Origin of the sequence: Cyclobacterium sp. SYSU L10401 (genome assembly GCF_010993705.1) — a bacterium.
In the GTDB taxonomy this organism is placed as follows: domain Bacteria; phylum Bacteroidota; class Bacteroidia; order Cytophagales; family Cyclobacteriaceae; genus Cyclobacterium.
This window is the reverse complement of record NZ_WOFO01000007.1, coordinates 134,816-154,874: the sequence shown is the minus strand read 5'-3', so window position 1 is coordinate 154,874 and position 20,059 is coordinate 134,816. Positions and strand designations below refer to the sequence as shown.

Below are 20,059 nucleotides of genomic sequence, written 5' to 3'. Positions count from 1 at the left end.
TTAATTAATTAAATAAATTTTACTATAAATTGGCTATTTATAATAAAATTAAACATCAAATACATATTTTTTTTAGAATATTCTATCCTGTACTATGCTGGTTATCCGTATTTAAGGTTGTTTTAGGCTACTTTTGGAGGTGGAAATTTTATAAAAGGAAAAATTACCTGATTGACAAAAAGTTTTAACCTGTGAGTGGAGATTGCAGGTATGGGGTATGAATTTGGTTGTATTTGCCCAATGGGGGTTGATTATTTGTTATATTTGATCCTTGCTTTCCCACAATTAATTCAACAATATATAATGGTAGATGAACGAAGCGTCTTAAAATGGCTGTTGATGCTGGGGCCTTTGGTGGCTTTTTTGGGCTGCTCTTCCACTGCGTACCAGGCAAAGGAGGAGGTATATCTTTTTTCCTATTTCACTGGAAATGGGGAGGATGGGCTTCACCTGGCTTACTCCTTAGACGGCTACCAATTCAAGCAATTAGAGCAGGGGGTGTCGGTGCTAACACCTACTGCTGGAAGTGATAAACTCATGCGCGACCCCTGTATCATTCGGGACAAAAATGGTCGTTTTCATATGGTTTGGACGGTAAGTTGGAATGAGAAGGGTTTGGGATATGCCTACTCTGATGACCTGGTGAATTGGTCCGAGCAGGAATACCTGCCTGTGATGGAACATGAGCCTGCTGCCCGAAATACCTGGGCACCTGAAGTGTTTTATGATAAGGAGGAAGATAGGTTCATCATTTATTGGTCTTCGACCATCAGGGGGCTTTATCCGGAAACCCAGTCTCAGGAAGAAGATGGATATAACCACCGCCAATATTATGTCACCACCAAAGATTTTAAGGAGTTTTCGGATACCAAATTATTCTACGAGCCGGGTTTTAATGTAATTGATGGGACCATTCAAAAAATTGGAGATGAATACCTGCTTTTTGTAAAAGATGAGACCAGGGAACCACCACGTAAAAATATAAGAATTGCCAGGGCTCAAAAACCGGAGGGTCCGTATGCTGCTGCAGGGTCACCCATCACAGGCAATTATTGGGCAGAGGGACCTACCGTTTCTAAAGTAGGAGACTACTGGGTGGTATATTTTGATAAATACATAGAAAAAAAAATGGGTGCGGTTATGTCTTCCGATCTCCAAAACTGGACCGACATTTCTGACCGGATCAGTTTTCCCAGAGATAGCCGGCATGGTACCGTTTTTAAGGTTGAAAAATTATTTTTTGACAACTTGCCATTCGAGAGGTAAGGGTCGTGCCGTAGGAAATACCAGGTAAATCCGGTAATATCCCCTGGTAAAACGGCTGAATGGATCAGGGAAGGGGTATTTCTGAAAGCATGTATACAGATGTTTACTTTTTTTAAAGGAATACCCATCAGCAAAATAATTGGATGCTTACCATTTTCTTCAATGACTTGTGAATGAAAGTGTTGCTTGACAAAGATTACTCGCATAAAAATAATAACCGTTGCAAAAAGCTAATAAATGTGATTTTCTTTGCTGGGAAAGATTTTATTTTTCATTTTTGCATTCAAATGCGCACGTGGCGAAATTGGTAGACGCACTGTCTTCAGGTGGCAGCGCCTTCGGGTGTGAAGGTTCGAATCCTTTCGTGCGCACATTTTATTTTCCTGACCATTTTTTATATAGCAGGCGGATAAAGTTCTCGTTTTTTTCTATTACAGGGAATTTATCACCAAGCAAGTATCCGTAAGGTTGCAAGGCTGGTATGCGGTCAAAAGTAATTTTCAGTATGCCTACCAAAGGAATAAAAAGAATCATCCCTGAAATACCCCATATGCCTCCTCCTATTAGAATAGCCAATACGACTGCCAATACATTTACCTTGACTTTTGAACCGACAATCAAGGGAGTTATCAGGTTATTTTCCAGCAATTGTATGCCCCAAAGAATCACTAAGGTGACAATAGGTAGCAGGAGTGAATCAGAGGTAAGGAAAACATAGAAGATTACCAATATGGAACTGACGATTACACCTATGTAGGGTATAAGGTTCATGATGGCAATAAATAAAGCAAAAAGCAGGTAATATTTAATTCCAATGATCTGGAAATAAATACCTGCCAGGAAGGCGACCAGCAGGGTGACTTTTACCATGCCGATCAGGTAGGCATGGATGACTTTTCCGGAATCGGATACCCATGCAAGGATAGCTTCATTTCGCCTGGAGGAGGCTTTCAGTAGAAATTCAACAAAAAAATCCTTGTAGTACAACAGGAGGAATACATAAAGAGGTATGATACCGATCAGGGTCAGGGATTTTCCGGTGCTGAAAAGGGTATCATTTAGATTTTCAAAAGGAAGCCAATTCAGGGAGGGCAGGTTTTTTCCGTCATAAACAGCAGCCGTACCCAGGTTGTTTTCGATTTGTTGCTGTAAATCCATCCACTTTTCATTCAACTTCGTGCCGATCTCCGGAATATCTGCAATCAAAAGAATCATTTGGTTGATCAGGACATAAAAAATCGCAGACCCTATGATACTAACCAGAATAAGGCTGATGGCAATGGCCAGGTATCTGGGAAATCTTTTGTTTTCCAGCCAATTGCTGAGAGGGTAAAGGGCAAAAGCGAAGAAAACTCCCCAGACCAGGGGCACCAGAATGAAGGCCCCGACATGCATCAGCCACAGGAAAAGGGTAATGGAAAGAAAGGTATAAGCAGTTAACTGTATGGGGTGAAGCCTGTTAGATGTCATACAATTTTAGATAGAAACAATGGTAAATTAAGGAGAATCAATTTTGCATTCCAAATAAAACAGTAGCTAAGTTAAGATGGCTGAATTTCTTTATTTAAATAACAATTTCATAAAAATTTGCGTATTATTAGCGTTTGATGTAATATTGTAATATCAAAGAAGCAGAAGATCGCCATCCTGGGGATTTTAGTATTGTCTGTATACCTTTTTATACCAATCAAGATACATACCATTTCATCATTTACACAGTCTAGAATTACATTCACACGTTTTTTATGTATAACATAGAAGAATTAAGAATCAGGCTATTGTCTGAACTAAAAGAAATAGCCGAGGAGTTGGGGGTTAAAAATTTTAAATCTTTAAAGAAAGAGGATTTGGTTTATGCCATTTTGGACCAACAGGCCATCACTCCGGAAAAATCCCTTCCCAAGAAGAAGCCTTCCAAAGTAGAAACGGAAGTAGTGGAAGAGGAGCCCCTCGGAGAAAAAACAGAAAATGCTGCTTCTATGGAGGAAAAGCCGAAGTTCAGACGGCAGAATGTGACGGAACTTCCTAAAGAAGATTCCAGAAAGAATCCGGACAAGGAAGAAAAAACCAGTGAAAAGCCTTCCAAACCCCAGCCCAGGAAGAACGAAAACCAAGAAAAGAAGTCCAAAAATAAGCCGGTCAATAAAAAACCGGAAGAGAATAAGAAGCCAGAGGATAACAGAAAGGCAGAGGAAAATGGAAACAAGTCATCTGCCAAGACGGAGGATGAAAAAGGAAGAAGTTTCAGGCCAAGGCGAAGGGCAGTAGTTGATTTGGATGAAATCAAATCAGGAAATGAAGAGCAAACTTCCCCTTCCAATGAGTCTGATTTTTCTAAGAAAAGGAATACAAGGGAGTCAGATGAGCAGCCCAATCAGGAGCCGCATTATAGCCCAAAAAGAAAACCCTCTGTTACCATTAAGGATTTTGACGGCATTATTGAAAATTCGGGAGTGCTGGAAATCATGTCGGATGGCTATGGATTTTTGAGGTCGCTGGACTACAATTACCTGGCTTCTCCAGATGATATTTATGTTTCCCCCTCTCAAATCAAACTTTTTGGTCTTAAAACCGGAGATAATATTCAAGGGCAGATCCGGCCACCCAAAGAGGGAGAAAAGTATTTTGCCCTGCTGAAAGTAGGGACCGTCAATGGCAAGACAACAGATGAAATCAGGGACAGGATTCCTTTTGAGTACCTTACCCCCCTATTTCCTGAAGAAAGACTAAGCCTTACCACCAAACCAGACAATTATTCCACCAGAATAGTTGATCTTTTTGCACCCATAGGAAAAGGTCAAAGGGGTATGATCGTAGCTCAGCCCAAAACGGGTAAAACCGTGTTATTACAGAAAATAGCCAATGCCATCGCTGAAAATCACCCGGAGGTACACCTGATGATCCTTTTAATTGATGAGCGGCCAGAAGAGGTAACTGATATGGCCCGGTCTGTTAAGGCAGAGGTGATATCTTCTACTTTTGATGAGCAAGCCGAAAGGCATGTCAAAGTAGCCGCTTTGGTTTTGGAAAAAGCCAAAAGGATGGTGGAATGTGGTCATGATGTGGTCATTTTGCTCGATTCCATAACGCGATTGGCAAGAGCTCACAATACGGTGGTACCCTCATCAGGAAAAATATTGTCCGGAGGAGTAGATGCCAATGCCCTCCACAAACCCAAGCGTTTCTTCGGCGCAGCCCGTAATGTGGAAAATGGAGGTTCACTTACCATCATTGCTACTGCTCTCGTGGAAACCGGTTCTAAAATGGATGAAGTTATATTTGAAGAATTCAAGGGAACTGGGAACATGGAGCTTTCGCTGGATAGAAAACTATCTAACAGAAGAATTTACCCCGCCATTGATGTTCCGGGCTCAGGTACCCGAAGAGAGGATCTGCTCATGGACAAGGAGGAGATGCAAAGGATTTGGATTTTAAGAAAAATCATGTCAGACATGACCTCTCAAGAGGCCATGGAGTTTTTGCTGCAAAGAATGAAAGGAACCAGAGATAATGCAGAATTTTTGATCAGCATGAATGGCTGATAATTTGATTCCTGGTTAAGTTGCGATAAGAAGCCCGATTTTTCGGGCTTTTTTTATAAAAAACAAAAAATTAAATTCGAAATACAAAATTATCGGTTTAAGAATTTTTTCATCTTCTATTTCACGCTACCTGCCTTATCTTTTAATGAGTTGAACGATTATTTTCCTCAGGCTACAGATAACTGAATAATTTTATGCTGTTAACTTAAAAAAACAGCTATGTCAGCCAAATTTAATTCTTTGCTCTCATCTTCACTTAAGCGGTTTTCAACGCTATTTTTATTGATTTTTATACTCAATATTCATTTTATCGCCGGTCAAAATTTTAACAGTGTTGCTCATGGAAACTGGAATGATATCCAAACCTGGACCAGTACCAATGACTGTCGGCCCAATCAAGATATAAGTCTGGGTCAACCTCCGATTTCCAAGAACTCGGGATGTCCTGTGGAAGTCTTTATCAATCATGATGTGGTTTATGATGGAAATGTTTCCGGATTTGGTAGCGGGGTATTCTCAGGGATAGGAATCGGGTCAGGGGGAAGCCTGTTGTTTTTGGGGGACCTGACCATCGATGGTGGTGGATCTACTCCGAGGATTGAATTGGCAGATGGAGCAGAGTTGATCGTTAGAGGAAAAATAAATATCAACCGGGGAGTTGAAATCATCGTTCCCAATAATGCCAGACTGATCGTAGATGAGTTGATCGTAGGTGATAACCAACCTACCATCACCGTAGCTGAAGGAGGAGCATTAGTGGTGAAAGAGACAACTATCATTAAGGATAAAGCCAAATTGAATCTCAATGGAGATTTCGAAACCCAAGACCTTACATTTTCCTCAGGAGGTACTATCAATGCTTCATCCAATGCGGGGAAGTTTGATGTTAATGGAGATTTATTGATCAATAATGGAACGTTAAATATGCTCGGGCAGAGCCGAATACAGGTGACAGGTACCACCTCTACAGGTCAAAGTGGGCAGATCAACTTTAAAAACACCTCCTCAGGATTGTTTTCCGGAGATGTGACCCTGTCAAATGGCGGTGGCATTTCTGCTGTGAACAATTCCGGTTTTGCTTTTGAGGAAAACTTATCCATGAGTGGAGGGGCTAAGCTTGAGCTCAGAAATTTTGCCAATGGCATTGTTCAAAAAGATGTAACCATGACCAATGGCACCATTGATCTTTCCAATAATACTGAAATAGCTGTAGGAGGAAAAATCATGGCATCTAATGGGGCAAGTATCAATGGCAAAAACAACGCATCGCTTAATATCTGTGATTACCCCAATTCTACCAAGGAAAATACCTATCATGTTAACTTAAAAAATAACGCTTTTTATGGGCAGGGCTGCTTTGCTTTACCGGTAGTCTGGAAAACTTTTGAGGTTTCCTTGGTAGGTGATGAAATTATCAGATTGGATTGGAAAATATCTAAAGAAGAGGCAAATAGCCATTATGAAATTGAAAGATCCTATGGGGGAATTGATGCCTTTGAGAAAATAGGAGAAGTTACGGCAGCAGGCTGGAGCAATGTGGAGACCCGTTATTCATTTCAGGATAATCAGCAAATTGGATTTTCCGGGATGGTTTACTACCGGATCAAGCAGGTAGATTTTAACGGAAATTCCTCAGTAAGTGAGGTGGTGGGAGCCAGAATAGCAGAAGTGATTACCAAAAAAATGGAGTGGATGGCTTACCCCAACCCCTCTGATGGATCTACCCTGAAAGTAAAACCGGTGAGCGGATCAGCTTCCGGACCGGTACGCGCCCGATTTTTGCAAGCCTCAAGTGAAGCTGTATTCCAGGGAGAGCTGGGTATGGAGCTGGACCAATGGTTACAAACCAGGATACAGGAAGCAGTAAAGGGAGTCTGTGTGGTAGAATTGGTCTTTGAAGAAGAGGTTTATCGCATTAAAGTTGTAAGATTATAGGTTTCCCCGTTTTTTGCAAAAGCATTGATTTACAGGCAATTTCAGGATTTTTTTTTTACGTTTAATGATATGTATCCGGTCAAAATATACCTTGATGATATTTTGTAGTTATAAAAACGTAATTTAATTTAGTAAAAATGCATTTAATATCTTGAATAGGTTGCAAAAGCTGGGAATATCCCTTACTTTCGTGGTGTACGTAATGCAAAAAATTGTATTTAAAACTACCCGCTTCATTTCTGTTCATGCCAGCTTCTATTTCAGCTTTGTTGGTGTTTTTATGCCTTGTTTTACCCCTGAACAACGCTATTGCTCAGGTATATGAATATACCCCTGCTTTAGACTGTTCCGGAAACTGGGAGGATGGGGATTGTTGGAGTAAAACGACCCTGGACGAACCAAGCGGTTGTACTGATAATGGGGATTTCCCGCCCTTTGCTGCTACAGGGTGCCAGGTGCAGGTAATTATCAATCATGACCTGGAAGTCACGGGTGACGTAGAATTCGGTGGCACCTTTGCCTCTCTTAGCCTTGGGGGAGGTGCTGAAGTTACCTTTACTGGCAATGTGAGCATTGAAGGTCAAAGAAACATCTTGTTCCAATTGGAGGAGAATTCCGAGATAAATATTGATAAAGCATTAACCATTTCCCAGGGAGGGACAAACAATCAAACAGTACTTAATTTGGGAGGGGATCAATCGGGAATGATTGCCGTGGGATCCATTGTAATTGAAAACAGGGCTGTACTGGAGGTATTGGATGGAGGAGCGATCACCAGTGAAGGGCCAACTGAATATTCGGGAAATTCCTCTGTCATCAATGCAGCTGGTTTTTTTCGCACCGAAAGCTTATTGGTTACAGGGGGAAGGTTGCATCAATTCAATACTTTTGGAAATTCGCAGGTATACATCGACACTGACATAGATATTCGGGGAGATACCAAAATATCTTTTGGGGGTACAAGTGAAGTGTACGTCGAAAGGGATATACTTGTAGAAGGTAATGCGAAGATAATTGCCGAAGAAAATTCCAAAATTTTTGTGTGTGGGGAGTTTCCTCTTCCTACCGAAGGAGGGAAAACTCAGGAAATTGATGAGGGAAAATTTTTTGACTGTAGTATACTTCCTGTAGAATTACTGGGGCAGCAAGTTGAGTTTTATGCAAGCAGCAGAAAGGTGAAGTTAAGCTGGAGTACAGGAAGTGAAGAAGATTTCCGACATTTTATTATTGAAAGAGCTGTAGGTAATCCTGACTTTTTTAAGCCTGTCGATAAGGTAACGGGTGTAGGCAGTACCACTGAAATCAGTGACTATGAATTTTGGGATGCCAATTTGCCCCTTTTTGAATCCAGGATTTATTACCGGCTGCTGCAGGTAGGCCAAAGCGGAGAACCGGAGTATATTGGGGAATTGTTGGCACTGGATATCCCGGGTACCGGATCGGAAAGTTCGACATGGAGAATCTATCCCAATCCCAGCAGGGGTGGAGATGCAAAACTGTCTTTATTAAATCAGGAAAAGTACAAGGGAGAACAGATTGACCTGACCATTTTTGGTCCCGTCGGGGAGATGATTTCGCTTAAAAACAGGAATTTGGAAAGCCTGAACCGGGAGTTGTCAGACAATATCAGTTCCCTGTCTACAGGTTTGTATTTTTTTCATATAGGATGGGGCAAAGAAAGGGAAATCATTAAAGTCCTTAAAAAGTAATTTAAATTTGCGGTAACAGCGGAGCTTGATTTTTTTTTGAATTTGTGGTAAATTGATTGACATTTCTATTTTTCAAATTCAAGTAGGCATTCATGAAACCACTGGAAGTATTAAAAAATTTTTATGGTTATCATTCCTTCAGAGGCAATCAGGAGGCCATTATTTCTAGTGTGCTGGATAAAAAAGATTGTATCGCCCTGATGCCAACGGGGGCAGGAAAGTCCGTTTGTTATCAGGTTCCGGCCATGATTTTACCCGGGCTTACCCTGGTTCTTTCTCCGTTGATTGCATTGATGAAGGATCAGGTTGATGCAATGAATCAGTTGGGAATCCCTGCGGCTTTTTTGAATTCTACACAAGATATCAGTGAGCAAAGATTTATTTCTGAACAAGTTTTTAATGGGCAGGTAAAACTCTTATATGTGGCTCCGGAGAAGCTTTACGGGGGATCCTATCCTTTAGTAGATATGCTGAAAAAAATCGAATTGTCTCTGGTAGCCGTAGATGAAGCTCATTGTGTGTCACAATGGGGGCATGACTTCAGGCCGGAATACCTTCGGCTCGGGCAGCTCAGGAAATCATTTCCGGCAGCCACTTTTTTAGCTTTAACAGCCACTGCAGATAAGGATACCAGGAAAGACATGGCAGAGAGGTTGTGTCTGAAGCAGCCCCAGTGGTTCATTTCATCCTTTGACAGGCCAAACATTACCTACAGGGTTTCCCTGAGGTCAGACGCATTCTCCAAACTCCTGGATTTTCTCCGCATACATCCCAACGACTCTGGCATTGTTTATTGTTTATCCCGGAAATCGGTGGAGGAAACAGCGGACAAGCTCAATGCCAATGGTTTCTCAGCACTTCCTTATCATGCAGGTTTGGAAAAGGAAACCAGGCAGGTCAATCAGGAGAAATTTATCCGGGATGAAGTGAAGATTATTGTCGCCACCATTGCCTTTGGTATGGGGATAGACAAGTCCAATGTCCGCTTTGTGGTGCATACCAATATGCCACAAAATATAGAAAGTTACTATCAGGAAACAGGGCGTGCTGGAAGGGATGGACTGCCTGGTGAAGCTTTGCTTTTCTATAGCTATGGGGACAGCATTACCCTAGGAAGAATGATAGCTAACTCTGATAATCCGGACTATGTGAGAAATATGAAATCCAAATTGGATACCATGGTCCGTTTCTGTCAGACCAAAAGGTGTCGCAGAAAATTTTTGCTTCAATATTTTGGGGAAGAATACCCTGAAGACTGCGGCAATTGTGACATTTGCTTTCAGCAAGGGAATAAAATGGATGTGACCACCTATGCGCAAATGCTGCTTTCTGCAGTAGTTCGGTTAGAACAGAAGTTTGGTTTGGGCCAGGTAATCATGGTGTTGAGGGGTTCGCAGGCCGCCAAAGTAACAGAGAAGCAAAAGCGGCTTTCTGTTTATGGCATTGGCAAAGACAAATCTCCCGATTTTTGGAAGTTGCTTGGACATCAATTGATAAAGGAGGGCTATCTGACTCAGGAGGATCCCCTGAGACCTGTATTAAGTCTTTCGCCCCAAGCCTGGGATAAGCTAAAAAAGAAAGAAAAATTTTTTCTAGCCATGGACGAGGATGATTTCTTTCAGGGCGTTCAGGAGACTAAAAAGGATGAAGCCTTACTGGTGCAATTGAAGTCACTCAGATCGAACCTTGCCAGCGAGCAAAATGTTCCTCCTTATATTATTTTTTCAGATGCTACGCTGGTGGAAATGGCCAGGTATTATCCCGATTCTGAAAATGAATTGATCAGAATAAGTGGGGTGGGGCAACAAAAGCTGGAAAAATATGGCGATGCGTTTATGGGGCTTATTCGCAAGCACCTTAGAGAAAACGAGATTGTTAAGGAAAGTAAGTCTCCGGGGAGCAGGTTAAAGAAAATAAACAAAGGTATTTCTTCATCTGTCAACGAAACCCTGGGCTTATTTAAAGAGGGGCTGTAAATCCCACAAATAGCTCAGCAAAGGAACCTGGCTATCAGTACGGTAGAAGGGCATATTACTGATTTGGTAGCTGCCGGTAAAATTAAAACAACTGCCCTGCTAACTGAAAAAGTTATTCAGGAAATTAAAACAGCCGGAGAAATGCTGCAAGTAGAAAAGCTTAAACCCTTAAAAGAACATTTTGGAGAAAAGTACAGCTATTTTCAACTCAGATTGGCCATGAATTACCGTGTAGGATCAGATTAGCTTTGATGATAGGGGAAGGCCTTTCTTTTAAAGCGCTAACAATCAATTTCTTAGTAAAAAATGTAAAAAAAATACCCCGAACGGGGTATTTTTTTTAGTTCGTGCATCACCTACCTTTGTTATGGGTGATTAAGCAACTTTTTAAGCTTTTATTTTGCTAAGTTCTTAAAGGGCAATTTTATTACTATTTTTTAGCCCTTTTTATTTTAACCAGGCCAAACTGATTTCATCAGGTGTTTTCATCCGATCTGCAAGACGGGAATATCGGGCAGATAAGCCAGCCAGGTATTCCTGGGCCTTAGCTGCCATATCATTCAGACCGGTGGCTGTTTCTACTTCCCAGAGCTTTACCAAATGATCAATGATACGGGCATAATCCCAACCGGTATAGATACCGACTTTTTGAGTAATGGCCGAAAACTGATCAAATAGGGTAGGGTTTTTACTTCCTTCTCCCATTAAAACTGCAGGCATGACAATTTGTTTCCGCATCATTTTCTCAAATGCCAGCATGGCCCCGCTTGGATCTATCTTAAAAATTTCAGACATGAAGCTTTTATATGCTTTTTCATGTCGGGCTTCATCACCAGCGATTTGCTTGCATATTTTGCCTAAGACAGTGTCTCCTGCCTTATCTGCCAGCTTTCCAGTGTTTACATGTGAAATCTTTGTTGCCCTTTCCTGAAAAGAAGTGTAGATAATGGCCTGATACGGGTCCTTTTCGGACCGGGGATCAAACCCATTATAAATCAGCCGATGTATGGTTTGCTCTACCTTTCTCATGTCTGCCCTTCCGGATAGGTAAAGGTATTTGTTTAACAAGTCTCCATGGCGGTTTTCTTCTGCTGTCCAGGCCTTGGTCCACTTTACCCAACCCTTTTCACTGGTCAATGACCCTTCTTCATTTACCCCAGCCAACATATTGAAATAAGTTTGATAACTGGGCAATGCCTCTTCCGTAATCATGTTACCAACCAGTGAAGTGATGATGGTGTCAGGAATACCTGCTGCCCGTTCCCTTAACAGTCGGACCTGATCCAAAGCATCTGGTTCAGTCATGTCTGGTAGGAAATCTGTCGGCTGCCAGCAATCATCAGGGTCCATCAGGGTCGTTCCTACGGTTTCCGTCACAAAGTCATCTATTTGACCGATGACTTCAGCATTCTTTTCCAATTCGTAATTGATATTTTCTGACTTGTTCATAAACTATGCTTTCGCTTTGTGATGCCAATCTGTTTGTTTTGTAAGGCCAAACATTTGCATCTGTCTGCAAATTAACTACAATGCTGTTAAATTTTAAAATAATTAATTTTTAACAAGGCACCTAACATTCTGTCCTTCTATAACGAATGCATTGGAATATTCATTCAATATTATAATTAAATTCTACTATCTTCTCAATAGGTTAATTTATATGCGGCAACTTTGTCCTTAAAGAAGGTTGGTACCAATACGATGTTTTCTCCGGGAATATATCCGATGTCGGCAGTGTTTGACTCTTCTTCCGTGGTGTCAAGTATTTTGGTGGCGGTTCCATCCTGAATGAGGAAAATCTCCCCGGCCCACCTGCTGGCGATAAACGTATTTTCATCCAAAACGATTAGTCCGTCACCACCCGTTACTTCTGAATTGATGATTTGAAAACCACCTTCAGCGTCGTATTGTTTTAATCCTTCAGCATCCAGGCCATATAGGGTTTTACCATTTCCTACCTGCAGGCCATTGATATTATTTTGATCTTCAGCCAATGTATGAATGGTTCCATCTTCCAGGTAGTGAATCTTGTGGGTTCTCATGTCAGAAAAATAAACCTTTTCACCATCAGTAGCAGCATCGTTCAGAAAAACGGCCCCTTCTATTTCGTAGGTTTGGTTAATTTCTCCGGTAGCCAATTCTATTTCAAGCAAACGATCGATATCAGTGACATACAGGTAATCACCTTTGACTGCCATGCCTTTTGGTGCATTTAAACCGCTTACCCAGTCTCTCTCCAGAATTTCACCATCCGTATTGAGTTTGGAGATAGAGCCCACGCCGTCCTTCTCGTCAGGACCACCTTCAATATTGGCCACGTATAGCATACCATTGCTTTCTTCATAGTGGACAGATTCATTTGTGGTCAGGTCAGCAGCACTTTCCCAAAGCAGTTCCAGGGAGGGATCACTGCTGATAATTTCTTCTTCTTCTTCTTCCTCTACTTCATTGTTGGTATTGGCTGGCCCACAGCCCCAAAAAACAAATAGCATGAGGGATAGGGACCATATTGTTACTAATGAGGGTTTTCTTGAAAACTTCATGGTTGTCGTTTTTGGTTGAGTATCAAATTTCGCTAATTTTTTTGTGGAATACTTAATTTTCGTCATAAAATGAAGTTTTTACAGGGTAGTTATGAGCCGAAAGATCAGTATATTTGGCTCTCGATTTGTGAAACAGACAACTACTAACAACAAAAATTACAGAAAATGAAGCACTTTAAGTTTATTTTAGCACTATGTTTTGCTATTTTGACTATTTCCTGTGGAACTGATACTGAAGAATCAACGGATTATTCCCAGCTTTCCGAAGAAGAAATAATGAAAATTGCAAATGACCTGGCACAAAATACCATAATGGTAGATGGCCATGTGGATTTGCCTTATCGAATGAAAGTGGGGGGATTTACCTTGCAGCGAGAGATATTAAACGTAGCGGAAAGGACAGAAGGAGGGAATTTTGATTTCCCCAGATCCAAAGAAGGGGGGCTGGACGCACCATTCATGTCTATCTATATCCCTTCCCGTTATCAGGAAATGGGAGGCGCCAAAGCCCTGGCAGACTCCCTGATTTTAATGACTGAGCGGCTGACAACTACCTGGCCGGATAAGTTTGCCCTGGCCTATGGGCCGGATGAAATCCGGAAAAATTTTGAAGCTGGTAAAATTTCTCTGCCCATGGGCATGGAAAATGGTGCTCCCATTGAAGATAACCTGGACAACATCCGGTATTTTCACGAAAGGGGCATCCGTTACATTACCTTAACCCATGGAAAGGATAACCTGATTGGCGACTCCTCCTATGATACCACCTATACCCATGGGGGCTTGAGTGAGTTTGGGGTGGAAGTAGTGAAGGAAATGAACCGGATAGGAATCATGGTGGATATTTCTCATGTATCTGATGACACTTTTTACGATGTGATGGAAGTTAGTCAGGTGCCGGTGATTGCCTCTCATTCTTCAGCAAGGCACTTTACACCAGGGTTTGAAAGAAATATGGGAGATGAGATGATTCAAAAACTTGCGGAAAATGAGGGGGTCATCATGATCAATTTTGGGGGTAGTTTTGTGGATCAGGATTTTCGGGAAGGAAATGATGCGGTAAGGGAACATATCATTAACTGGTTGGCAGAAAACGAACTCAGTAGAAATGATCCCGAGGCCACCGAATATATTTCCGCCTATGTGGCAGAAAATAATCCATTCCCCTCAGTTCAAAAAGTGGCCGATCATTTTGACCATATTGTTGGGTTGGTTGGCATCGATCACCTGGGTTTTGGTTCTGATTTTGACGGAGTAGGAGATACCCTCCCCACAGGACTGAAGGACGTTTCCATGTATCCCAATTTGATTGCAGAGCTTTTGAAAAGAGGTTACAGTAAGGAGGATATTGAAAAGGTTTGCTACAAAAATGTTTTCAGGGTCTGGAAGGAAGTGGAGGAATTTGCGAATGCTTCTTCCTGAATAGTATGCTGCCGAATTTCTGATGGTTTTTCCGGTTTTGTATAATAAACCGAAACCTGATTTAAATCAAAAAAACCACCGGAGGGTAATTTCCGGTGGTTTTTATTTGCTTTGTTGCGGCAATTGGTACCTCAAATTATTCTTTGGTCATGGCGTTGAATAAACGTAATTGTTCCTTCATGGCGGCTATCCGGTCTTCAGGAGTAGTCCTGGCTTCCAGTAAAATCCAGCCTTTATAATTCATTTGCGTAAATAAATTCATCAACTTCTGGTAAGGATAATCGCCCTCATTGAGCTCGCGAATATGAACCGTGTCTCCAAACCATTTTTTGACGGAGTTGAAGTTTGCTTCCAGTCCCGGAGGTAGTAAATCCTGGTCATTGCAGTTCCAGCAAATCTTTACGCTTTCCTCTGTGACCTGATCAAAGATGGCTTTCATATTTGGCAATTGCTGGGTAAGCTTGCCATGTACTTCTACCCTGACCAGCTGCCCCAGATCACTGGCATACCGACCGACTTCATTGAAAGAAGCGGCGATTTGCGCAATGGTTTTTTCTTTTGAAACTTCTTCGGGAAGGCCATTGGGTTTGACTTTAATGCCGGTGGCACCAATGTCTTTACATAGTTGCAGGTATTGTTTGGTCCCTTCAATATTTTCCCGGACTTCTGCCTGATCGGTATAGTGATAGGCAAAATTGGATCCATATCCAAGGCAGGTAACCGGGCTATCGGCAAATCGCTTTTTAACCTCCCTGCGCTGCCTTGCAGAAAGGTTGGTTTCGACACCATGGGCATGCTCGGTACGCAACTCTACCCCCAATAAGCCGCTTTCTTCACAATTGGCGATTAGTTCTGGCAATTCCCAGTCTTTCCCCCACTGATAGGTGACCAGACCAAGCTGCATGTCGGAATTTTGAGAAAAAGCCGGGGAAAAGGACGGGTTCCATAAGGCTAGTCCTACTCCTGCAGCCATGCTTTTTTGAAGAAAACCTCTTCTTGATTGGTGGTTATCCATGATCTTAATGAGTTATAAAGGTGTTGTTTTATTGTTTGGCATACTCATCCGCCAGCTCATTGATGGCGGCATCGGAAAGATCTTCCGAAGCTACTACAAACCGGTATTTGAAGGTGGCCGTTTCGCCATTTTCCAGGCTGTAATTCAGCTCATTTTCACCATCTGACAAGGCCTTCTGTCCCAGGGTGTTGGCAGCAAAAAGCCCGTAATCCCTTGCATGCCAATACGTGGGATAGCCGGGATTGTCAGGGTGATCAATGATAACCAGGGAAACCTGTTCCCCTTTGATCTCACTTGAAAGTTTCATCCATCGGCCTCTGGTTCCCCATACATCTCCTCCTTCTATGCCTTCAGAGCTCCTGTAATCCCCTTTCACGTAGGTGTTGTCCATTTTTTCAACCCTGGTTTTTATACCTTGTGAATCCATCAGTTCGGTGGGCTTGTCGGTGGGTAACTCCATTTCCCGACTCACCCTGATGGCAAACATTCCTTCCTTATTGTCTGTAAATTTCACTTCATCCACTACCGCTGTCAATTCCGTTGTCCGGTCGATGATGCGCATGCCTGTCATGGCCTTGAAATCAAAGCTTGTTTCCTCCTCCAGCAGGGTCACATTGTCGGGAGACTTCCAACTGGAGGTGGTTTCCAATAAGCCTTTGCCCTTGCCACTTTTTACTTTTTCTATGGATTGGTGATAGATGGTGCCGTAGCGATCTTTTCTTTCCGCAGGAATGGCCTCGGAATTGTTCCAAAAGTCCAGCCCGTTTACGTCTCCGTAATTGAGCCAGATACCTACATGATGGGGGTGATCGGTACGGTCTCCTTCTTTATTAATTAACGGGTAGCTACGGGTAACCATGTTTCCTGCCGGAGACATGACCGGCCACAATACGGGTTTCATGATATTGTCGGGGTAGATATAGGAGGTAAAAACTTTTCCGCCTACCATGACATCCACTTTATTTTGGGCTTCATTTACCTGTATTTCGATCTTTTCTTTGCTCTTTTTCTGAGCAAAAAGCAAGCTGCTGCTACTTATGATCATGATCAATATGATTGCGCTATACTTCATCTGTGATGTGTTTTAAACCTCTGATTAAACGTTGAATTCGGAACTGATGATTAAACCTGCCAGGGTTGAGACCTGGCAGGTGGATTTATTGGTGTCATTTACTCACCATTAATTACCCTTGTTTATCAAACCCTTTCAGGCACTTCAAAACCTTTTCTGTAATTGCGGGTAAGCATTTCATCAGCCTCAGCATCATTAACAAAGGTTTCAGACTGCGGATTGAAAGTAAGGACCCGCTCCAGTTTGTAGGCTATATTTCCCAAATGGGCCAGGCCAGAAGAGAGATGTGCTGTTTCTACAGGGCCATTGAGTATGGTTTTATCGTGTTTTCTGACAGCCTCGATGAAATTGGCAAAATGGCCATCGGTACCTCCGGCACCTCTGTCCATGCCCGTTCCGGATTCTCCTCCATCATCTCCTGATTTTCCGGGTTTCCGGTCTTGTCCTAAGAATGACTTGTACTTATCATATCCATCCACGACAATGTATCCTTTATCCCCATAGAAGATATTACCCACGGTGGCTCCACCTTCTTCATTGGTACACCAGGGGCGTACTTCAAACTGGATGATTTTATTTTCTTCCGGGTAGTTGTAGACAGAAGTCAATACTTCTGGTACCTCTTTGGCATCGTTCCAGAGGAATTTGCCACCCATGGAGGTGATTTTGGTAGGGAGTCCTACATCTAATCCCCACATGCAAAGGTCTGTTTCGTGGATACCCTGGTTACCTACGTCGCCGTTGCCATAGTCCCAGTGCCAATGCCAGTTGTAGTGTACCAGGTTTCGGGAAAATGGTCGCTTAGGTGCAGGCCCGGTCCATAAGTCATAATCTATCCCCTCCGGCACAGGTGCAAATCCCTGATCGCCTATACTCGGTCTCCATCTGAAAACAATGCCGCGGGCCATGTATACATTTCCGATGTATCCATCCCGCATCAACTGTATGGCTTCCTGTATGGCAGGGGAACTGCGTAATTGAACGCCATGTTGCACAATGCGATCGTATTTGTGGGCAGCCTCCACCATTTTACGGCCTTCCCAGATGTTATGGGAGCCTGGCTTTTCTACATACACATCTTTGCCCGCCTGGCAGGCCCAGATAGTGGTCAGGGCATGCCAGTGGTTTGGCGATGCAATACTGACCACGTCAATATCCGGATCGTCCATGACCCTGCGGAGATCTTGTTCCAGTTTTACCTCCTTATTATAGGTTTCCTTAAAACTTTTTTGCCTCTCTCTCAGCAGGTTCATATCCGGATCACACAAGGTGGTCACCTGAACATTTTCCTGGTTCATCAGGCTTTGAATATGGTTTTTACCCCGCCCATTAACGCCCAGTACTGCCGCATTGATGCGGTCATTGGCACCAAAAACGCTGGAGGAAACGATGGTAGGAGCTACAATGGCTGCTGAACCTGCAATGGCTGACTTTTTAATGAATGATCTTCTGGATGAATCATTATTCATAATATGCTGTATTTGAGTTTATAATTAAATATTCCGTGTAAATTAAAAAATTCACCCGACTGCACCTGCCTTCGGGTGAACTTTTTATATAATCGGCATTACTCTCCGATGGCCCGCATGGGGTCCTCATTGGGTGCACCTGCAGCTTGCACTACATGATTCAACGGCTCAATGTTGTCCTCAGCACCATTGTAACCGGTCGTCTGGTTAAGGACAGCTTCCACATTTCCCACCAGGTAAGGCTGGTAAACAGGCCAGAAAATGTGGTGTGGGTCCATGGTGTACCGGGTGGTGTTGTAGGTCGCCCAGGGCACTTCATCCCGGAAGGAATTGTTTTTTTCCATCATTCGGTCGTAATAAAAGCTATTAGCAGAAAGTGAGGCTTCGATATCATTTCCGGTAATGGAATAGGTTTTTCCATTATAGGCCATTTTTCCGGTTTTGGCCAGAATTACTGAAATCCTAACCAGTTCATCGTGCCGGTATTCCTCACCAAATAATTCCCTGTTTCGTTCATCCAGCACTGCTCCGATACCTTCTGTTTGCATGTCCGCAATGGTATACTTGTGGATGGCATTGGCTCTTTGGCGGATGGTATTGATGTCTTCCGCTGCACCGGCAAGATTATCCTGCCAGAACCGGGCTTCAGCCCTTACCAGGTAGGCTTCAGCGATGCGCATGATGTACATGTCCATTTTTCCACCATCCTGGCGATCAGGACGGGCTTCCTGATTGACGGAGTAGAACTTGTACCGGGGATACCCATACCAGCAACGGATGGTGTCCTGACAGGTCAGGTTGCCATTGTCGTCATATTGGTAAGCAAAAAGGTAACTTTCTTTTCATAATAAATTTGGGTTTAATTAATTGGATAGGTAACTATCAAAGTTAGATACGGACTTTTGCAAGATGTTTCATAGGTTTTTTTGGGTTTTAGGTTTTTGTTAAATCATGAATGAATGGTTGTTGTTTTTCAGAGAAATAACCTGGTTTTTGTTTTATTTTGAACCATTTGCGGAATCGATTGCACAAGTCCAAATAATTAAACTGAAAATACCGTTTGAAATCGCCATTTACCTTTTAAAATCGTTCGTTTACTTTTAACATTTTTTAACGATAGCTAATTATAAATAAAAATGGCAAGCCAAAAAAATAATTTGGTAAAAATTTATAAAAAGCTAATCTTATTTCACATGTCTGGTATAAAATTCCTTAGAAAAGTTAATTAAAGAATAATAGTTTGTTAAAAAAACAGCTTAACAACTAATATTTTATCAGTAATATATGATTTTTCGGATGCCTTGGCTAAGGTTCACCCTTTCACTTGTAAGGTGGTCCTTAGCCGTCAAAGACAATTCTTTTTGGCTTCGGGAAAAATGCCGATAGGCAATTTCGTCCTGTGTTTTTCTGGAATGTATCCTATTTTGTCAGTATTTTTTCCACACATATTTTTGCTCCAATAAAGTAATGCCAAAAGTGTCCGACTCCCTTTGTTCGGCAAGGCGAAACCCTACATTTAAATAAATGTTGGCGGCAGCCTTTAGGTTTTCGGTGGTCCAAAGGTAGATGGTTTGGTATTCATGTTCTTCGATGTGTTGCATGAAAAGATCGAAAAGCAATTTACCCAAGCCTCTGCCCCTGTAGTCCGGAGTAGTGATAAAATACCGCAGTTGGGCCCTTTTCTCACCCCTGTCTATCAGGGCAATGCAACCTTTGATCTGGCCACCCGCCTTGGCTATCCAGATTTGGTCCTTTCCTTCCTGAAAATGGCATACAAAATCAGCAAAGGTACGGGCCACATATTTTTCAAACCCTAATCCAAATCGGTAATCTTCGTGGTACAACCTACCGTGGAGTTCGATGATCCCACCAATATCTCCTGGCTCAAAATGGTTCAGGATACGGATCTCTGGCCAAGATGATTTCAGGGAATGCATGGAAAAGGTAATTTTAAAAACATACGCAGTTGCAATAAACGATTTAAATATAAAAAAGAAGCCTTGAATTTTTAAGGTATATGGCTGATGGCCGGCAAGAAATCAGGTAATCTGGTATAATTTTTTGCGACTACGGCGAATATCATTTAACTTGACCAATCAATTAAAGGATG

14 protein-coding genes, 1 tRNA gene and 1 pseudogene are annotated in these 20,059 nt (G+C 42.3%); 8 read left to right on the top strand and 8 right to left on the bottom strand.

Features of this window, described 5'->3' with window-relative positions; genetic code table 11:
- Window positions 1-303 precede the first annotated feature (303 nt).
- Both GL182_RS16720 and GL182_RS16715 read left to right on the top strand, forming a co-directional pair.
- Window positions 304-1,266 (top strand): glycoside hydrolase family 43 protein, encoded by a 963-nt coding sequence (locus GL182_RS16720; RefSeq protein WP_410267195.1) that lies wholly within the window; start codon window positions 304-306, stop codon window positions 1,264-1,266.
- A gap of 289 nt (window positions 1,267-1,555) precedes the next feature.
- A tRNA-Leu gene (locus GL182_RS16715) sits at window positions 1,556-1,637 on the top strand.
- Between the two features lie 4 nt (window positions 1,638-1,641).
- Here the strand turns inward: GL182_RS16715 and GL182_RS16710 are convergent.
- Window positions 1,642-2,736 (bottom strand): AI-2E family transporter, encoded by a 1,095-nt coding sequence (locus GL182_RS16710; protein WP_163380919.1) that lies wholly within the window; start codon window positions 2,734-2,736, stop codon window positions 1,642-1,644.
- Between the two features lie 275 nt (window positions 2,737-3,011).
- Between GL182_RS16710 and rho the strand changes: the two genes are divergently transcribed.
- From rho to GL182_RS24315, 5 genes are all read left to right on the top strand, one after another.
- Complete coding sequence (gene rho / locus GL182_RS16705; RefSeq protein WP_163380918.1) at window positions 3,012-4,808, top strand: transcription termination factor Rho; 1,797 nt, start codon at window positions 3,012-3,014, stop codon at window positions 4,806-4,808.
- A gap of 219 nt (window positions 4,809-5,027) precedes the next feature.
- Complete coding sequence (locus GL182_RS16700) at window positions 5,028-6,743, top strand: hypothetical protein (RefSeq protein ID WP_163380917.1); 1,716 nt, start codon at window positions 5,028-5,030, stop codon at window positions 6,741-6,743.
- 245 nt (window positions 6,744-6,988) lie between these two features.
- A complete protein-coding gene (locus GL182_RS16695; protein WP_163380916.1) occupies window positions 6,989-8,452 on the top strand; it encodes a T9SS type A sorting domain-containing protein in 1,464 nt (487 codons plus the stop codon).
- 92 nt (window positions 8,453-8,544) lie between these two features.
- Window positions 8,545-10,428 carry a DNA helicase RecQ gene (gene recQ / locus GL182_RS16690; RefSeq protein ID WP_240469865.1) on the top strand — a complete coding sequence of 628 codons (1,884 nt, stop codon included), beginning with the start codon at window positions 8,545-8,547 and terminating at the stop codon, window positions 10,426-10,428.
- Window positions 10,429-10,674, top strand: coding sequence for a helix-turn-helix domain-containing protein (locus tag GL182_RS24315; RefSeq protein ID WP_317167813.1), 246 nt, complete (start codon window positions 10,429-10,431; stop codon window positions 10,672-10,674).
- A 201-nt stretch (window positions 10,675-10,875) separates the two neighbouring features.
- On the opposite strand, the gene GL182_RS16685 is transcribed toward GL182_RS24315, so the two are convergent.
- Together GL182_RS16685 and GL182_RS16680 are read right to left on the bottom strand one after the other, a co-directional pair.
- Window positions 10,876-11,877, bottom strand: a complete 1,002-nt coding sequence (locus GL182_RS16685; protein ID WP_163380915.1) for an acyl-ACP desaturase — start codon at window positions 11,875-11,877, stop codon at window positions 10,876-10,878.
- A gap of 194 nt (window positions 11,878-12,071) precedes the next feature.
- Complete coding sequence (locus tag GL182_RS16680; protein WP_163380914.1) at window positions 12,072-12,971, bottom strand: ATP-binding protein; 900 nt, start codon at window positions 12,969-12,971, stop codon at window positions 12,072-12,074.
- Window positions 12,972-13,136: 165 nt separating this feature from the next.
- On the opposite strand from GL182_RS16680, the gene GL182_RS16675 reads away from it, so the two are divergent.
- On the top strand, window positions 13,137-14,393 hold the full coding sequence (locus GL182_RS16675; RefSeq protein ID WP_163380913.1) for a dipeptidase: 1,257 nt from the start codon (window positions 13,137-13,139) through the stop codon (window positions 14,391-14,393).
- Window positions 14,394-14,529: 136 nt separating this feature from the next.
- On the opposite strand, the gene GL182_RS16670 is transcribed toward GL182_RS16675, so the two are convergent.
- From GL182_RS16670 to GL182_RS16650, 5 genes and pseudogenes are all read right to left on the bottom strand, one after another.
- Complete coding sequence (locus GL182_RS16670) at window positions 14,530-15,408, bottom strand: sugar phosphate isomerase/epimerase family protein (RefSeq protein WP_163380912.1); 879 nt, start codon at window positions 15,406-15,408, stop codon at window positions 14,530-14,532.
- 28 nt (window positions 15,409-15,436) lie between these two features.
- Window positions 15,437-16,480 (bottom strand): PmoA family protein, encoded by a 1,044-nt coding sequence (locus GL182_RS16665; protein WP_163380911.1) that lies wholly within the window; start codon window positions 16,478-16,480, stop codon window positions 15,437-15,439.
- Window positions 16,481-16,605: 125 nt separating this feature from the next.
- Window positions 16,606-17,949, bottom strand: coding sequence for a Gfo/Idh/MocA family protein (locus tag GL182_RS16660; RefSeq protein WP_163380910.1), 1,344 nt, complete (start codon window positions 17,947-17,949; stop codon window positions 16,606-16,608).
- A 98-nt stretch (window positions 17,950-18,047) separates the two neighbouring features.
- Window positions 18,048-18,770: pseudogene (locus GL182_RS16655) on the bottom strand (RagB/SusD family nutrient uptake outer membrane protein); the annotation flags it as partial.
- Window positions 18,771-19,376: 606 nt separating this feature from the next.
- Window positions 19,377-19,886 (bottom strand): GNAT family N-acetyltransferase, encoded by a 510-nt coding sequence (locus GL182_RS16650; RefSeq protein ID WP_163380909.1) that lies wholly within the window; start codon window positions 19,884-19,886, stop codon window positions 19,377-19,379.
- Window positions 19,887-20,059: the final 173 nt, after the last annotated feature.